General features: G+C 33.9%; 17 protein-coding genes and 1 pseudogene. 5 read left to right on the top strand and 13 right to left on the bottom strand.

Annotation, left to right across the window (positions count from 1 at the left end):
* Window positions 1-7: 7 nt before the first annotated feature.
* Both ACQVV1_RS18650 and ACQVV1_RS18645 read right to left on the bottom strand, forming a co-directional pair.
* Window positions 8-592 (bottom strand): GNAT family N-acetyltransferase, encoded by a 585-nt coding sequence (locus ACQVV1_RS18650; RefSeq protein ID WP_242251613.1) that lies wholly within the window; start codon window positions 590-592, stop codon window positions 8-10.
* Between the two features lie 84 nt (window positions 593-676).
* Window positions 677-2140: a flavin monoamine oxidase family protein gene (locus tag ACQVV1_RS18645; RefSeq protein ID WP_242251611.1), complete on the bottom strand. Its 1464-nt coding sequence runs from the start codon at window positions 2138-2140 to the stop codon at window positions 677-679.
* Window positions 2141-2317: 177 nt separating this feature from the next.
* Here ACQVV1_RS18645 and ACQVV1_RS18640 point away from each other — a divergent pair, with 177 nt between their 5' ends.
* Both ACQVV1_RS18640 and ACQVV1_RS18635 read left to right on the top strand, forming a co-directional pair.
* Window positions 2318-2509: a DUF3896 domain-containing protein gene (locus ACQVV1_RS18640; protein WP_242251610.1), complete on the top strand. Its 192-nt coding sequence runs from the start codon at window positions 2318-2320 to the stop codon at window positions 2507-2509.
* Between the two features lie 105 nt (window positions 2510-2614).
* The gene (locus ACQVV1_RS18635) at window positions 2615-3616 is read left to right on the top strand and encodes an LLM class flavin-dependent oxidoreductase (RefSeq protein WP_242251609.1); all 1002 of its coding nucleotides are present in this window, start codon (window positions 2615-2617) and stop codon (window positions 3614-3616) included.
* A 45-nt stretch (window positions 3617-3661) separates the two neighbouring features.
* On the opposite strand, the gene ACQVV1_RS18630 is transcribed toward ACQVV1_RS18635, so the two are convergent.
* The 3 genes from ACQVV1_RS18630 to ACQVV1_RS18620 form a co-directional block, all read right to left on the bottom strand.
* A complete protein-coding gene (locus ACQVV1_RS18630) occupies window positions 3662-4606 on the bottom strand; it encodes an alpha/beta hydrolase (protein ID WP_252209207.1) in 945 nt (314 codons plus the stop codon).
* A gap of 226 nt (window positions 4607-4832) precedes the next feature.
* Window positions 4833-5288, bottom strand: a complete 456-nt coding sequence (locus tag ACQVV1_RS18625; RefSeq protein WP_063222792.1) for a DUF3939 domain-containing protein — start codon at window positions 5286-5288, stop codon at window positions 4833-4835.
* 106 nt (window positions 5289-5394) lie between these two features.
* Window positions 5395-5838 carry a Dps family protein gene (locus tag ACQVV1_RS18620; protein WP_242251605.1) on the bottom strand — a complete coding sequence of 148 codons (444 nt, stop codon included), beginning with the start codon at window positions 5836-5838 and terminating at the stop codon, window positions 5395-5397.
* 241 nt (window positions 5839-6079) lie between these two features.
* Here ACQVV1_RS18620 and ACQVV1_RS18615 point away from each other — a divergent pair, with 241 nt between their 5' ends.
* Window positions 6080-7120: a YkvI family membrane protein gene (locus tag ACQVV1_RS18615; protein ID WP_048527401.1), complete on the top strand. Its 1041-nt coding sequence runs from the start codon at window positions 6080-6082 to the stop codon at window positions 7118-7120.
* A gap of 36 nt (window positions 7121-7156) precedes the next feature.
* Here ACQVV1_RS18615 and ACQVV1_RS18610 read toward each other — a convergent pair whose 3' ends face one another.
* The 5 genes from ACQVV1_RS18610 to ACQVV1_RS18590 form a co-directional block, all read right to left on the bottom strand.
* A complete protein-coding gene (locus ACQVV1_RS18610) occupies window positions 7157-7525 on the bottom strand; it encodes a DUF3979 family protein (protein WP_048527400.1) in 369 nt (122 codons plus the stop codon).
* Between the two features lie 253 nt (window positions 7526-7778).
* Window positions 7779-8084 carry a hypothetical protein gene (locus ACQVV1_RS18605; RefSeq protein ID WP_242251603.1) on the bottom strand — a complete coding sequence of 102 codons (306 nt, stop codon included), beginning with the start codon at window positions 8082-8084 and terminating at the stop codon, window positions 7779-7781.
* 200 nt (window positions 8085-8284) lie between these two features.
* Window positions 8285-10267: a HAMP domain-containing methyl-accepting chemotaxis protein gene (locus ACQVV1_RS18600; RefSeq protein WP_242251601.1), complete on the bottom strand. Its 1983-nt coding sequence runs from the start codon at window positions 10265-10267 to the stop codon at window positions 8285-8287.
* Window positions 10268-10471: 204 nt separating this feature from the next.
* Window positions 10472-11521: a ribosome small subunit-dependent GTPase A gene (gene rsgA / locus ACQVV1_RS18595; RefSeq protein WP_431169354.1), complete on the bottom strand. Its 1050-nt coding sequence runs from the start codon at window positions 11519-11521 to the stop codon at window positions 10472-10474.
* 182 nt (window positions 11522-11703) lie between these two features.
* Window positions 11704-12231, bottom strand: coding sequence for a DinB family protein (locus tag ACQVV1_RS18590; RefSeq protein WP_431169353.1), 528 nt, complete (start codon window positions 12229-12231; stop codon window positions 11704-11706).
* 196 nt (window positions 12232-12427) lie between these two features.
* Here ACQVV1_RS18590 and ACQVV1_RS18585 point away from each other — a divergent pair, with 196 nt between their 5' ends.
* Both ACQVV1_RS18585 and ACQVV1_RS18580 read left to right on the top strand, forming a co-directional pair.
* Window positions 12428-12775 carry a DUF4257 domain-containing protein gene (locus ACQVV1_RS18585; RefSeq protein ID WP_000426313.1) on the top strand — a complete coding sequence of 116 codons (348 nt, stop codon included), beginning with the start codon at window positions 12428-12430 and terminating at the stop codon, window positions 12773-12775.
* Between the two features lie 84 nt (window positions 12776-12859).
* Window positions 12860-13084: a hypothetical protein gene (locus tag ACQVV1_RS18580; protein ID WP_000162601.1), complete on the top strand. Its 225-nt coding sequence runs from the start codon at window positions 12860-12862 to the stop codon at window positions 13082-13084.
* 207 nt (window positions 13085-13291) lie between these two features.
* On the opposite strand, the gene ACQVV1_RS18575 is transcribed toward ACQVV1_RS18580, so the two are convergent.
* The 3 genes and pseudogenes from ACQVV1_RS18575 to ACQVV1_RS18565 form a co-directional block, all read right to left on the bottom strand.
* Window positions 13292-13654 (bottom strand): DUF805 domain-containing protein, encoded by a 363-nt coding sequence (locus ACQVV1_RS18575; protein WP_063222800.1) that lies wholly within the window; start codon window positions 13652-13654, stop codon window positions 13292-13294.
* 496 nt (window positions 13655-14150) lie between these two features.
* A pseudogene (locus ACQVV1_RS18570) lies at window positions 14151-15326 on the bottom strand (MFS transporter).
* Window positions 15327-15375: 49 nt separating this feature from the next.
* A complete protein-coding gene (locus ACQVV1_RS18565) occupies window positions 15376-16311 on the bottom strand; it encodes an aldo/keto reductase (RefSeq protein WP_242251597.1) in 936 nt (311 codons plus the stop codon).
* Window positions 16312-16353: the final 42 nt, after the last annotated feature.

The following is a 16353-nucleotide window of genomic DNA, read 5'->3' as shown; positions in this document are numbered from 1 at the left end:
CTGCTTCTTACAGCTCTTCTTTTTCATATGTATTTCTAGTCATCGCAAATACACACATATCTCTTAATCCATTACCATCTACTGCTACACTCGCACTTTCTAACGTACCCTCTAACTTAAAGCCTAATTTCTCAGGTATTGCTCTACTCTTCTTATTTAAAGAATCACAACGAATTTCTACGCGGTTTGCTTTCAGCTCAGAAAAAGCATAATCTGTTATACCCTTTGCTGCCTCTACCATATAGCCCTTTCCACTGAATCTTGAATCAATCCAATACCCTATTTCAAATTGAGGTATATCCCAATTAATACGGTGTAATCCAGCTGATGCAATAAATTCACCTGTTTCTTTCAAAAATACTAGCAATCTCAAATCCTCACGCTGCAAAAATTGGATATGTGATTTTCTAATGCTTTCTTCTACTTCTTCCTCTGTTTGCTCTTTTTGAGCAAAAACCATCCATGGTTTTAATTCTTGCATAGAAGCTTGAATTGCATCGTATACAACTTTACCGTCACCTGGTTTCGGCATTCGAATACATAGCCTTTCAGTATAAAATTCAGAAGGAAAATCGAATAATAATGGATTCACTGTAAACACTCCCTATAATTCTTTTATATATAATAATATCCATCTCAAACTATATAGTAAAGAAATTTCTGAATTTTACACATTTTACTTGTTCACCTCTACCGCTACACGAACCCCAGATTCAATTGCCCCTTGAATCCAACCGTGATATAACGTCGTATGGTCTCCAGCGAAGAATATTCTTCCCTCTGGTTTGACAATCACTGGTTGTAGCTCAGATTCTTGACCTGCCTGAAATAGCGCAAACCCTCCAAGTGCATATGGATCCAATGTCCAACTTTTTGATATTCCAGACAAGAATTCATCATATACTTGACCACCTAGTATCGTTGCTAAGTTGTGTAATGTGTAATAAATACGATCCCCCTTTGATAATCCATCCCATAACAACGCATCATATGACCATGTATAGCTTCCTAGCATCATAGCTGGTCCCTTCTCTCCAATTCCATAGCTTGGATAATAAGCGTAACGTATTGGCAAATCTGTTATAATTCTGCCTCCTAATTGTCCTTGCTCTTCCCAAAATCGGCTTTTAAATTGAATCCCTATTTTCGTCGCAGGCATATAATGCAATTCACGAATTGCTTTCCATTTTTCATGAGATATAGAATCAAATGGATCTACTTCCACAAAACGCATTGTCGAAAACGGAATCGTAACAATAACTAAATCACCAGTTATACTACTATATTCAAACGTTTCTTCGTTCCGATAGAAAGCCGTCACCCCATTATCGTGTTGATGCAGTTTCATTAATTTTTGGTTATAAATAATATTTTCTTCTAATTGTGGTAAAAAGGACTTTGGTAATCTATCATTCCCCCCTACTATTTCACAAAATCCACTCTCCTCTTGCATAATATATAAAAAGCGCAACGTTTCAACAAACGACCTTTCCAAAAAACCTTCTAAGTCTAAAAGAACACCGATCATTTCAATCGTTACTGGAGAAAAGTACGTATTATATTGATAAGGATGATACTTTAAAAATTGTCCCGTAGAGTATCTTCCAAAATCCTTTACTACAACATCCCAATTTTTTTCTGGGTTCTTTTTTATAAAATTTATAATGGGCTGTACCGCTAACAGTAATAGTTCCTCAGACGTTTTCCCAACTTCATTCATTTCCACTGGATATCTTAAAATACTTGGATCTTTTTCGTATTGTTGTAACGTCGTTTTCCGGCCATTTACATAAATAATATCCGTATCATTCCTATTAATAAATGGGCTCACCTGTAGCCCAAATTTTCTTATATATGCCATCGTTAATGTGTGCGAATACGGAATTCTCATTGCCCCAACATCCAAATATAATCCGGTATCTTCCATTCTAACTGTCTCTATGCGGCCACCTACCCGGTTGTTTGCTTCAAAAATTTTCACCTCATGTCCTGCTGCCTTTAATAAAGAGGCCGAAACTAAACCAGCCATACCAGCCCCTACTACAATAATTTGTTTCGGACTTGTCGTCTTCTTCAATCCCTTATTTATAACTTGTAACGTTTCATCCATCTCAGTGTTAAACATTATATCTTTCTGCACAATTCCACCCCTTACTTCATCAAATGGGCATTAGTGGTTTAGTGCATTTTATTCATAAATTCCCATAAACATAACAACTGAGCAAGTTGAATATTCACTAAAAATACATAAGAGATAGCTCTCACATCTCTTCACGCTTCGTATAATATAGCAACAGCAAATAAGGAGTGGTTAAAAATGAAACCAGCTTACGACTACAATGCTACAAAAAAGTATTTAAAAGAAAAGAAACAACAGCTATGCAACAAACTTAGTAATATGCATCTATCTAAAAAAGAACGTGAACAATTAAAACTTGAGATTGATAACTACGAATATATTATAAATGTAGTCGAAATGAATCATTATGAACGAGGATTTTCACGTTAAAAGTGGATATGTAATTTATCCACTTTTTATTTTGAGCATTTCATTACGCATTTTTCATAAGTAAATATATAATAGGATGTACATTAAGATTGAGAGGTATATTCTATGATCAAGTTAAGTGTATTAGACCAATCCCCTATTTCAGATGGTAGTACAGCAGCCCAAGCTTTTTCTCTTACAGTTACGCTTGCACAAGAAGTTGAAAAACTTGGATTTACACGTTTTTGGGTATCAGAGCATCATAATTCGATAAGCCTTGCTGGTTCAAGTCCAGAAATACTTATATCTCATATTGCAGCAAAAACGGACCGTATGAGAGTTGGTTCAGGTGGTGTTATGTTACCGCATTATAGCCCCTATAAAGTTGCTGAGAACTTCCGCGTTTTAGAAGCGCTTTATCCAAATCGTATTGACCTTGGTGTCGGCAGAGCACCTGGCGGTATGCCAATTGCGACTCGCGCACTTCAAGAAGGAAAAATGGTCTCACTTGATCAATATCCAGAACAAATTGCAGATGTTGCAATGTACTTACATGATCAAGTACCAGAAAACCATCATTATGCAAATTTAAAGGCTACTCCTGTGATTCCAACATCTCCCGAGATGTGGATGCTTGGTTCTAGTGGAGAGAGCGCAAAGATTGCCGCACAACAAGGTGCTTCTTTTGCATTCGCACAGTTCATAAACGGATACGGTGGACCTGAGGTAATGGAGGCTTATCAAGAACAATTCCAACCTTCCTATTTAGGAGATAAACCAAAATCAATCGTCGCTATTTTTGTTATTTGCGGAGAAACAAATGAGGAAGCGGAAAGGATTGCTTCTAGTTTAGATTTATCAATCTTATTACTAGAGCAAGGAAAGCGAACAACTGGTACTCCTTCTATCGAAACTGCACAAAATTATTCATACAGCGCTTATGATTTATTCCGTATAAAAGAAAATCGTCAACGTATGATTGTCGGTGATCCATCTTCTGTGAAAGAAAAAATCGTAAACTTAAGCAAAGCGTACAATACTGATGAATTTATGATTGTCACAATTACTCATCGATTTGAAGATAAATTGAATTCTTATCGCTTACTAGCAAATGTTTTTAATTTATAATAATAAAAGGGAGATACATCAATTATGATGCATCTCCCTTCCTTACTACTTATTACTTTTGTCATCTATATATTCAATAGCCTCTTTTAATAACTCATCAAAATTCTCAGGATAATCATGGTTTAGATTAGGCACAACTTTATACTTATGTTCTATATTCTTATCTCTTAATAATCGTACAAATTGCTGCGTACATTCGAAACAATCTTCATCTTGCTCCCCACACACTATATATCCCTTTATATTTTTATCTTGTAGCGCTTCCAACCACTCATTCCATTCTTCAATCTCTGGAAGCCACGGCGCCATAAAAATAAAACCATCTACATCTATATCTTTGTGTAAAATCGTATACAAAGCTACTCCTGCACCAGCAGAAAAACCACCAATTATTACTCTTTCTACTGTATGATTTTCTATAAACTTAACGTAATGCTCTTTTAATTCTTCTTTTGCTCTATGTATATCATCCCAAACAAACCCATCTGAAAACTGAATTTGCGAAGACTGTGGTAAAGCTAACGTATAATCTTGTGTCAAAATAGATTTCCAATATGGTTCTACTATTCCTATATTTTCTTGATCACCGTGCATTGCAAGAAATAGTTTTTCTTTTTTCTTGCCGTCTATATATTTCACGTCTGCTCGTTCTGTTTTCTTTGCTAACTCTTCTCTCTCTTTACATAATTGAACCATTTTGTGAAAGTCTTCAAATTTATGTAATGATTTTAAATCGTCGTCCGAAATTAAATACTTATTTCCATACCAAAAACCCTTTTCTATAATAGCTTCCTTCATTAAATGCAACGCTTCTTCTTCAAGTCCTGCTGCACTCGCTAATGCATATTTAAAATTATATATTTGCGCCTCATTCCCCACTATACCTTTAGCATGCTCCATTATATAAGTATACGCTTCCAAACTTCCTTTCTTTGCATAACAATGTAACGTTTCATTTAATAATTGAATATAAGTCATACTATTTTTCATACCCCAATTCCCCCGTAACCTTTTATAATATTTATTTCTCAAACCTTTATACCATTCTATAATCAATGTATATAACCCACGCTAACAATACTTTATTCTTAGAATGACACTTAATCATTACTCCACTTTGTCCAATAATTTTATTATAAAGTTGAATAAACTGAAAAATCAATATTTTTACAAACAAAAAAAGACAACAATATATTTATTGTTGTTTTCCATACATCTACCCACTCTTTTGTTTTTTTCTATCTGGTTTACTTGAAACTAAATAATGCTTTTCTGAAATATATAAGTTTCTTTTTAATATACGATTTAAATACGGCCCTAATTTCACCCCGCATATAAGGCGATCTTCACTACCTTCAACAATTGGAAACATTTCTTTTTCTGTTACATATTGATCTACTGCTTTTTGTACGATATCAATTTCTTTCACTAGGTTTAAGTTTTCTTCTGTATGTTCAAATACCTCAAGCGTTTCCTTCGTAATAAGAAAAAGGTTTGTTGGAAATGCAGGTAAATACGGCTTTAACAAATCATAATTTACTGTATAATCATCATTTACTAATACTGTATAAACGATATTAGCATTCGTTTCTAGAAACTTAGCCATCGCTTGTTCTAATTCATCTTTCGTAATTTCACGCTCTTCTTTTCCAGTTTTGAAAAAGCGAAACATTGCATCGCCTCCTTTTTACTATATTATAGCATAAAAGAAAACTGAAAAATCACAAAAAAGTCATTGAAAGAATTTTTCAATGACTTTTTTCTTTATATTCTTATATTTATTTTAAGAACGCACTTAGCATCCATACATGTTGCTCTAATGTTGTATGAATTGCTAACAACATATCCGCTGATGTTTCATCTCCAGCTTCACTAGCAATCTCCATACCTTCTTTCAATTCTTGAATAAGTGCAGAGTAATCATTCACTAATGTTTGCACCATTTCCTCTGCGGATTCCTTGCTTGTCCCTTCGCTGACACTAGAAGTAGCAAGATATTCTTTCATTGTCGCTAGCGGTTTACCTTCCAATGCTAAAATACGTTCTGCTAATTCATCAATATACGTTCCAGCTTCATTGTAAAACTCTTCAAATTTCTCATGTAATGTAAAGAAGTGCGGTCCTGTCACATACCAGTGATAATTATGTAGTTTCACATATAACACATTCCAGTTTGCTACCTGCTTGTTTAATACTTCAACAACATTTGTTTTCGTACTCATACAATCCACTCCTCTTATTATTTCATACTGTTTTTCTTTTAATAACCTAGTTACATTTTACCATACATTCCCTATCCTTTCGAACGATTGGCTCATATGTAACAAAGTTTTAACACCTTTAATACTTCCCTAATATCTATTAATTCATGTATGTTTTCAAACACTTCATACGTCTAATTGTCCAAGCTCATACATATGCATAATAGTAAATCAAGCTCATCGTAGTAGAAAGAGGGATAACATGGACAATCAACAATGGCAAGTAGCAAAGAAAGTCGCTGCTACTTATATTGGAACAGTCGTTGGAGCTGGATTTGCTACTGGACGAGAAATTGTTGAATTTTTTACAGTGAACGGATTTTACGGAACAATTGGTATATGTGTCAGTGGATTTTTTTTTATTTGGCTTGGCACGAAGATGATGTTGCTTTCATCACAAATCGGTGCATTTTCAGCGCAAGAATTTAACAAATATTTATTTGGAGATGTATTTGGTAATGTTGTAAATACACTATTATTACTCGTATTATTTGGTGTAACGAGCGTTATGTTATCAGGAGCTGGAGCAGTATTTGAAGAGCAACTTCGTTTACCAAGACAACTCGGCATTCTCATTACAGTAATTGCATGCCTCATTATAGGTAGTCGTGGATTACAAGGTGTCTTTGAGGTAAATACTCTTGTCGTACCTATTATGATGATTTTTATTATAGGACTTGCTATTACAACATTTTTTCACGGTACAACTCCCATTAGTAACACTATTCCTGCAGAAAGCTGGAATATGAAGTGGATAACTAGCCCTATTACATATGTCGCCTTAAATCTTTCTCTCGCCCAAAGCGTTCTCGTCCCGTTAGCCAGTGAAGTGAAAGATCGAAAAGCCATTTTATGGGGTGGTATTTTAGGTGGGGCAGGACTTTCTTTAATTTTACTATGCAGCCATTTAGCGATCTTATCAGTCGATCAATTTTATCAATATAACATCCCAATGGCTGAAGTCATAAGAAGATTTAATGCAACTTTCCACTTCTTCTTTGTTCTTGTTATTTTCGGTGAAGTGTTCACAACTTTAGTTGGCAATGTATTCGGAATGACAAAACAGATGCAATCGATTACCGGATGGCAAAACAACAATATTATTTTCTTCATTTTACTAATTAGTTATTGCTTTAGTTACGTTGGTTACAGTGAATTGCTCCACATTTTATATCCTATAATCGGATGGGTCAGTATTATTTTACTCCCGATTATTGCTTTTAAACGACTTCAAAAAACATAAAAGGAGCATCCATGTCATTGGATGCTCCTTTTATGTTTATTCACAATCATCACAAACTTCCCAGTACGGTCCCATTTCGAGTGCTAAATATGGCTTTAATTGCAAGCGAATCATCCGACTAGGCATACGTTCTAAAACGAATTGAATTCCTTCTTCCTCTTCGTCTAATTCAACTTTTGAAATCGCAATTCTTTGCATAGTAGAAATAGGCATTCCATCTTTATATAAAGTGATTTTCACCTCATCATATTCATTAAAATACAATTCAACACTCATTTCATTTTTTAACATTTCATCAACAATTTCATATTTATCATTTCGTTCCTGGATTATATATTTCCAGCCGCCTCTACCTTCTTCTTTCGGAGCTGTTTGAAATAATGTCATCAAATCCTCGTATAGCATAAGATAACCCCTCTCTTACTAAAAAACGATGAGTATTTTATATACCCTTTATCTCTATCACTATCCATATGTATTGTACCATATATCGCTATTCTTACCGTATTCATTTGCTTCATAAGTCTATATAAAACACTTTATTTAGTCTTTATTATTATATGGCTTACTTTATTACTTCCCCCCCCTTATATTTTAAACCTGTACCCATTCATTATTTGCTCACAACAAAAAAGAAGAGTGACTTACATCACTCTCCTTAAAAGAACTTTCCAGTAGCTACTAATGCTAATACTAGTATTAAAATTGTAAATAATAATGATACAATGAAACTAAAAATAGGTAATGCTTTCTTTTCATTCTTCTTAAAGAGTAACTTTAAACTAAGAAAGATGTTTACTGGTACAAATATCAAATAAAAATATTTAACAATTTGCACCGAACTATTCGAAAGTGTTTTTAAAATAAACACTTCAATTAGAAAAACAATAAAAAATGAAATACTTAACCAAAATGAGACATAACTAAGCCAAGAATGTCTTTTGGTCCCCCAGTACACTCCCATATTAATAATCTCCTTTATTTGCATTCTATATGATTATAATTATACATAAAGTTAACAAATACCTCTATTTTTCGACAAATATTATACATGATATACCTTTAAACATCATAAACATACTCTCTATCACATTTCATGTTACATAGTAAAAACAGACTACTCCAAAATCGCATACTGCTATTTTGGAGATAGCCTGTCCTCTGTTAAACTTTAAATCTTTCAATTAACCCTTGTAACTCTTCCGCCATTTGAGATAATGTACCAGCTGCAGAACTAATCTCTTCGATGGACGCTAGTTGTTCTTCTGCCGATGCTGCAACGTTTTGAGTACTCGTCGCATTATTCTGTGCTGTCATTGCAATTTGACCTACCGAAATAGACACTTCATTTGCACCTTTTGACATCCCGTTAGCCGTTTCAACCATCGTTTTAATTTGATCCGCAATTTCATTTGTAGATTGTAAAATCTCAGTAAAGTTTTGCTTCGTTTCATTCGCAATAACAAGTCCAGATTGAACTTCTTCATTTACATGCCCCATAGACTTTACCGTCTTACTCATGTCATCTTGTATTTCACATATTAATTTACTAATTTCACTAGAAGATACGCTAGACTTCTCCGCCAATTTACGTACTTCATCTGCAACGATTGCAAATCCTCTTCCGTGCTCTCCTGCTCTTGCAGCTTCAATTGCTGCATTCAAAGCTAGAAGATTTGTTTGATCTGCGATATTTTGAATTACTTCTAGTATGTCACCAATTTGTTTTGATTTATTATTTAATAACTGTATAACTTCATCTGATTGCGAAACAGATTCTGCAATAGACTGCATTTGATTTACTGTTTTTCCGACCAGTTTTCCACCATCTTCTGCTTTTTCACGAGTATGAGCAGAAGCCGTATTAATTGATGATGAACTATTTGCTACATGCTGAATTCCTTCCGTTACATCAAATAGTAACATTGCACCATTTTCTACACTTGTCGTTTGCGTTGTTGCCCCGCTCGATATTTCATCCATTGCCGTTGTAATTTGCTCAGTCGCTTCGCTGGCCTGTCTTACACTTGCCGTTAGCTCTTCTGATGCTGCTGCAACATGTCCAGCCGAAGTATTAATTCTTCCGATTAACGTTCGCAATGCATCTGTCATCTCATTAAATCCTTTTGCAAGTTGACCAATTTCATCATTAGAATGAATTTCAATTGTTTGTGTTAAATCCCCTTCACTGATTTCTTTAGAGGTAACAACTAATCTCTTTAAAGGCTTCGTAATTGACAGTGTTACAAAATAAATAAGTGTTCCACCTACTACTAATGAGATAAGCATAACAATTAACATATTATAAAATACAGGTTGAGCAGCTTCAATTACTTCATTTGAGTACATCGTCCCGCCAATTTTCCAACCAGTTTTTACATTTGTAGCAAATACCATTTGCTTTTCGCTACCGCCATAAGAGTAAGAAAAAGCACCATGATTATCTTCGTAAATTTTCTTTGCCCAAGAATCAGCTGCCTTATCTCCTGATTTTTCTTGTGGATGAGCAATTATTTTTTGTTTCCCATCTAAAATGAAAGCATATCCTTTTTTACCAATATTGATTAACTTTGTTGTTTTTAATAAATTATCTAAACTTAAATCTACTGCAACAACACCGTTTTTATCTTCTGTTTGTTTTGCAATTGTTACGACAATATGTCCATTTCCTTTCGCCTTATACGGCTCAGTAATGACAATACCACCTTGTTTTGCAACTGCATCTTTATACCAAGAACGCTCTGTGGGATCATAGTCTGCTGCCATTTGTATATTTGGTTCTTGCACAAATTTTTTATCATTTCCGGCAACATATACTTGTTCAACATCTTTATTTAAATTTATATATTGAGATAACATTTTCCTTAATTCATCATGACTATCGCTTTGATACATATTCCCTTGAATCACCCGTGCAAAACTATTCACGTCATTAAATTTCGCATCAATCATTTGATTGATTAAATTATCCAGTATTTTTATATTGTCGTTAGCACTACTCGTAATTTGTGATTCAAAATTCTTTTTAGCTGTTTGATAAGACATGCCTCCGATAATAGAAACAGCCGCAATTAAAATGACGAAAAATGAAATTAGTAGTTTTTTTGCTACTTTCATATCACGAAACCAATTTAATAGTCTACCCATTACAAACCTCCTGCTTTTCAATTTCAAAAGTTAAATTTAGTGAACTATAAATATTTCCCATTCCCTAATTATTATTTTCATAACCTATTATGATGAATACTTTGTAAAGTTTAAACAAATAATTTCCCTTTGTCCATATATATGAATAATATTATTATAAAATTTACAAATGTAAAAAGCCAAAGGGAATCCCCCTTTGGCTTTTTACATTTTTTTATGCTGTTTAGTAATCTTTTTCCACTTATCACGCTCTGCTCTTGCAAGAATAGCATCTTGTTTTCTCATAAAATACGCCAGTTCTTTTTGTAATTTTTTATAGCTCTGCAAACGATTTATCGTAATAATTCCGTTATCAATTGCATTATGCACTGCACACCCTGGCTCATTTTCATGCTTACAGTCCCTAAAACGGCACGTTTTTGCTAGTTCTTCAATATCAGAAAATGTTGTTTGAATCGCATCGCTTCCTTCCCAAAGTTGTAGTTCCCTCATGCCTGGTGTATCAATAACTAAACCACCACTCGGTAATCGGAACAATTCACGATGCGTTGTCGTATGTCTTCCTTTACTATCTTCCTCACGAATATCTCCCATTTTTGCTACTTCAATTCCTATGAGTGCATTTAATAAAGTGGATTTTCCAACCCCAGATGAACCGACTAAAGCAATTGTTTTTCCTGAAGCAACAAATTGCTGCAACGATCCAATCCCAGTATGCTCTAAACTATCAACGACGAAGATTGGAACACCAATTGCTACAGCTTCCGTTTCAACGATTTTCTGTTCCACGTCTTCACATAAGCTACTCTTTGTTAAAACAATAACAGGCAGCGCACCACTTTCATACGCTAATAGTAAATAGCGCTCCATTCTTCTTACGTTAAAATCATGGTTCAGTGCATTCACTAAAAATAGATAATCTACATTTGCTGCTATTACTTGTTCTCCCGTTCGATTACCAGCCTCTTGTCTAGAAAAAGAGCTTCTTCTAGGAAAAATACGATGAATAATTGCTTTCTTTTCATTCTCTATTTTTTTTATATACACCCAATCACCAACCGCTGGATAATCACCCTTCGTTACTGCTTCATGCCGAAACTTACCAGACAGCTCTGCCATATATTCACCATCATTGCAAATAATTCGATATATATGCTTATGCTCAAGTAAAATACGCCCTACTTCAAAGTTCTCTACAGCTTGTTCCTCAAAAAAAGAATCCCAGCCGAACGATTCTAAAATATTTTGATTCAAATTGATATCCTCCCTAGTTTAAGCTAAGCGGAAGGATCGTGCGCTCCCTTATATAGTCTCGCCCTTTCCATCCACCTTTGTATTTGGTTTATTATTCATATAAGCTATTTTCGCCATAATACATCACCCCGTTCTTATTTTAATTACTCTCATTATATGGAATATCTATACAAAAAGCTACCTTATTTAACGTAATTTTCAAACAATTTATTTTTCATCATTCTAATTTGTCCACGGTGATTAATCTCATCTTCTAGCACATGAAACCACAGATAGTGCTGGTTATATGCTACACCGTTAGGCCACTTTCTTTCTGACTTAAGCCACTCATCATCTTGTTCACTCAAATACTTCAAAGATTCTTCTCGGACACTTTGTAGAAGTTGTACATAATACTTTATTTCATGACCACGGATTGTTCTCCCCACTTCCCCTAAATACAGTGCGTCTTCCCATATTTCTAATTCTTCTTTAGTAAAGTCACGCTCTTGAAATGAAATAAGTTGGTGAGCTTTTTCTATAGCTGCTATATGCTTTAGTAACGCTCCAATGGAATTCCCTCCACTCGGTATCATTAAATCTAATTGCTCAACTGACAGATCGTTTATTTCCTGTAATGTTACAGCCCTCGTGTACTCCAGCATGCTTACTAATTCCCCTATATTTTTTGTATAACCATCCACACTTCTTATTCGGAAATCTATATTCATATCACGCACCCCTTTCTACATTCATATTAAGGAATAACTGCGTCATATAATAGACTCATATATATCAGATTTTTCTGTTATAATTAAATTGAATACATAATAAACCCAAACAAACTTTCTCAATATGCTTCTATGAAATATTAAAAGGAATCAATATAAAAAAATCGAATCTTATTCACTAAAAGGAGTGGATTCGATGGAAATGTATCAATGGCTAACTGCTATTCTCGTTGGTGGCATTACTGGTTTCGTTTCCCATCTTATCAATAACCAAGGCAAGTTATTGCTTCCACGCCGTTTGAAAACTTTTTTTCACTTTGGGTTTTTGACTGATATTTTCACTGGTAGCCTAGCTGCACTTCTTGGACTCGTTCTATTCGATGTCACCTTAATAAAAGAAATTATTAAAGTATCCATTGTGACTGCTATTTCCGGTCAGACTTTCTTACTGCACCAAGCGCTTGGTGGTGAGCAGGCTAAAAATACACAAATTGGGAAAGCTGATGAGAAGATTCAAGAAATTGACAAATTATTACGACGTTAGTCTATACTTTTTTTAAAAATTATTGCTATAATAAATAATAAATATTTTCTATTGCGTCGTTTGTCAGAAGAAAGGGTGTTTCGTATGACAAAAAAGAAAATAGAAGATTTCTTAACAGACACTGAAAAAGAGGAACTGCTAGAAAACTATAAATGTTTACGAGAAGCCCGCACGAAAAGCGAAGCTAACTATTTTGGAGAAGCAGTAAACCATCTATTAAATAAAGCAAAACAACGAATTATTAAAGATGCAGGCATACATGATGAAAATGCAGCAACTGTTCAATCAAAAAGAAAAGCACTGTTTTAGTTAATTAGCTAAAACAGTGCTTTTTATTTAGAAATTTTTTCTTACCATGATACTTTCACTCTACCTTTATTCTTCCCATTTTTACTGATCCAAAATTCATATTGGCTTAGATCAACCTAATAATATAACCTCATGTAAAACATTTTAAGAATAGATATATTAAGCAAAATTTGTTGAACTAGTAATGCTATATACGAAATTAGTTTATTAAATCGCTTCTTTTAACTTTGTATGCGGATTTGGTCCGTATTGATTGTCATTTTCTTCACTTTCAATGATGAAAAATACAAGTAAAACAACGCTACCAAATGGTACAAAATTTAGTAGTTGCCACCATCCTGTTTTCCCAATATCATGTAACCGACGTGCTCCAACCGAAAAGCTTGGTATAATCATTACTAACATAAATAGCAATGCAATAATAGCAACCAAAACCTCTGAAAATGATGATAAAAACAAAAGTAGCCAAAAAATTACGATATTGGATAGACTAAAAATCCAGTACTCTTTTCGCGTAGCTCTACCACTAAAATTCCCATAATTCTTTAGAGCGTTCAAATACCATTGCATTTAAATCTCTCCCTTTTATCCCCAACAATATAAAAATATGTAATATTTAACATATAAGTAAAAATATAACATAATATTTATGCAAAATCCATACTCTTATCTACATTATTCTCTATTTAAATAGTGTTTTTTTCAACATTTTTCACATTACTTTCACATCTACTTCACAAATATAAGTAGTCCTATATGTTATACTTAGTACATCCTTTCCAAGGAACTATATGCCGATATATAAATCCCTATCTCTGTAGGGATTTTTATTTTTTGATTCTCCATAGCTTTGTTACAATGCCTATACACTATTTCTCTACTTTCTGTAGCTTCTGCACTTAAAAACTACTTCTTGTATTATTACTCTTCTAATATTGATTTAATATATTTCATATTTGGTTTTCAACTGAAGTTTTCATTGCTACACTAACCGCACTTCTTGTACTCGTTTTATTTGATGTCACCTCAACCGAAGAAATACAGCTATTTTTTATTTGAACAGGCTTTATGAAGCAATTCCTGTTTCACGATTTCCAGTAAGTTTTTCACTTTTTCTAAACAATAATAAAGCGACTACATATAGGAAAGCAGTAAAACTACCTACAAATATAAAATTGTGAGATGCCGCAAATAGCAGTCCTGCTATTGCCGCTCCTATCATTTGACCAATATACATCGAAGCATTAGCAAGAGCTGCTCCTGTTCCTCTTGCTACAATAGACATGTTTTGTAAGTGCCTCATCATCAATACAAACAAAATTCCTGTCACAAAAAATAAAACAAAAAATAATAACTCCACAAATATAATGTTCTTTATATGAGGAAGTAATACATATAGCACTGCTATAAATATAATGCCGCCATAGAAAGAAAGGTTATAACCAATTTTATTTACGATTCTAGGACCAAAAATATTCCCAGTTAAATTTCCTAATCCTAATACGAGCATAGCTGTACCTACTTCATGAACTTGTAAGCCAAATTGACTGGAAAGCCACACACCAAAGAATGAAAATGCAGCAAAATTACCAGTTTAAAAAACAAAATATGCAAAATAAGATAATGAAGCCTTTGAATCTGTAAGTAATTGTTTATAGCGTTTTAAAATGTTTGTTTTATTTCCACCTATGTGAACCGGTTGTATTTCTGGTAATACTACATAAATAAGAACGACAAGTAGTGCTGATAATATACCAATGACGAAGAATGGTGTTGTATAATGTGTCGTTGCTAAATATGCTCCAATTGGCAGCCCTAAAATTTGGGCGATTGATAGCCCTGCTGTTGCAATTCCAATTGCTTTTACAATTTGCTTCTTCTCTATTAGGAGCGGAATAGATGCCCACACTTGTGGAGATACAAAGGCTGCACTCACACCTGCTAAAAATCTAAATGCTAGCATCCATAGAAAACTCGGTGCAATTCCACATAAAAACGTACTTAACGCAAAAAAACTCATTCCTATTACCATCACTTTTTTTCTGTTTAAGCCATCTGATATAGGACCAGTGATAAGCGCAAATCCAGCGTATCCTAAAGCATATGAACTCACCATCCACCCTGACAACTCAGTTGAAATATGATACACCTGTTGTAAAGTCGGTAAAAGTGGTGAAATTAAGAAATTATCTGTACCGATCATAAACATGATTGTAAAGAATACAGCTAGTACTCTTTTCATTTAAATCTTCTCCTTTTATATAAAAAGAGGGAAATATCCCTCCTTTCAATTAATCTTCTAAAATAGATTCAATCTCTTTTATAACCTTTTCATTCAATGAAACTTCCACCGCTCTTACACTTTCTTTTATTTGCTCCGCTCGTTTCCCACCAGGAATAACAGTATCAATTCCTTTTTTGTTTAATAACCACGCTAAAGCTAAATGCGATACTTCGAGATCCTTTTCTTTAGCTAAGCCTTTTAACTTTTCAACTTTCTTAAAGTTACTCTTATATGTATTTTCTTCAAATAGATTTACACTTTGACGCCAATCACCTTCACTTAGTTTAAAATCTTCTGTATATTTTCCACCTAGTATCCCAAAGGCAAGAGGTCCGTACGGAATAAATGAAATACCTGATTCTATACAATACGGCAAAAGTTCTTCCCCAGCAGCACGATCCAACATATTATAGGGTGATTGTACAACATCTATCTGTCCGTGTTGATTCGCTTCCTTTAATTGCTCTAGGTTTATGTTTGATATTCCTATTGAACGAATTTTCCCTTCTTCTTTTAGACGAGTAAGCTCACCAATCGAATCTATGTAACTTATTTCTGGATTTGTAAAATGTAAATAATATAAATCAATATAATCAGTTTGTAATCTTCTTAAACTATTTTCTACAGCATTTCTTAAATAGCTTGGTTCATTATTAATATAAACCCCTCCATTTAATAACGGCTGTATTCCACCTTTTGTAGCAAGTACAACTTCGTGGCGTTTTCCTTTTAATACTTCTCCTACTAATTCTTCTGATCTACCGAAACCGTATGAATCTGCTGTATCAAAAAAGGTAATCCCTTGCTGGATAGCTTCTTCTATTAATCGTTTCCCTTCTTCCTCGTTCACATCAGCATATAAATTATGTCCCCCAATAGCGTTTGTTCCTAACCCCAACTTTGAAATATTTAGTCCTGCCTTTTGCAATTTTGTATACTTCATTTTTTCTCCCCCTATATTTCTATGTTATAGTGCAAATATATT

Source organism: Bacillus basilensis, from assembly GCF_050630465.1.
GTDB lineage: Bacteria > Bacillota > Bacilli > Bacillales > Bacillaceae_G > Bacillus_A > Bacillus_A basilensis.
This window is presented reverse-complemented; position numbering and strand designations above follow the sequence as displayed.

Excerpts from the sequence above, each read along its gene's own strand:
- ACQVV1_RS18640 (WP_242251610.1), top strand. The coding sequence starts at position 2,318 with ATGAAACCAGCTTACGACTACAATGCTACAAAAAAGTATTTAAAAGAA.
- ACQVV1_RS18635 (WP_242251609.1), top strand. The coding sequence starts at position 2,615 with ATGATCAAGTTAAGTGTATTAGACCAATCCCCTATTTCAGATGGTAGT.
- ACQVV1_RS18630 (WP_252209207.1), bottom strand. The coding sequence starts at position 4,606 with ATGAAAAATAGTATGACTTATATTCAATTATTAAATGAAACGTTACAT.
- ACQVV1_RS18625 (WP_063222792.1), bottom strand. The coding sequence starts at position 5,288 with ATGTTTCGCTTTTTCAAAACTGGAAAAGAAGAGCGTGAAATTACGAAA.
- ACQVV1_RS18620 (WP_242251605.1), bottom strand. The coding sequence starts at position 5,838 with ATGAGTACGAAAACAAATGTTGTTGAAGTATTAAACAAGCAGGTAGCA.
- ACQVV1_RS18615 (WP_048527401.1), top strand. The coding sequence starts at position 6,080 with ATGGACAATCAACAATGGCAAGTAGCAAAGAAAGTCGCTGCTACTTAT.
- ACQVV1_RS18610 (WP_048527400.1), bottom strand. The coding sequence starts at position 7,525 with ATGCTATACGAGGATTTGATGACATTATTTCAAACAGCTCCGAAAGAA.
- ACQVV1_RS18605 (WP_242251603.1), bottom strand. The coding sequence starts at position 8,084 with ATGGGAGTGTACTGGGGGACCAAAAGACATTCTTGGCTTAGTTATGTC.
- ACQVV1_RS18600 (WP_242251601.1), bottom strand. The coding sequence starts at position 10,267 with ATGGGTAGACTATTAAATTGGTTTCGTGATATGAAAGTAGCAAAAAAA.
- ACQVV1_RS18590 (WP_431169353.1), bottom strand. The coding sequence starts at position 12,231 with ATGAATATAGATTTCCGAATAAGAAGTGTGGATGGTTATACAAAAAAT.
- ACQVV1_RS18585 (WP_000426313.1), top strand. The coding sequence starts at position 12,428 with ATGGAAATGTATCAATGGCTAACTGCTATTCTCGTTGGTGGCATTACT.
- ACQVV1_RS18580 (WP_000162601.1), top strand. The coding sequence starts at position 12,860 with ATGACAAAAAAGAAAATAGAAGATTTCTTAACAGACACTGAAAAAGAG.
- ACQVV1_RS18575 (WP_063222800.1), bottom strand. The coding sequence starts at position 13,654 with ATGCAATGGTATTTGAACGCTCTAAAGAATTATGGGAATTTTAGTGGT.
- ACQVV1_RS18565 (WP_242251597.1), bottom strand. The coding sequence starts at position 16,311 with ATGAAGTATACAAAATTGCAAAAGGCAGGACTAAATATTTCAAAGTTG.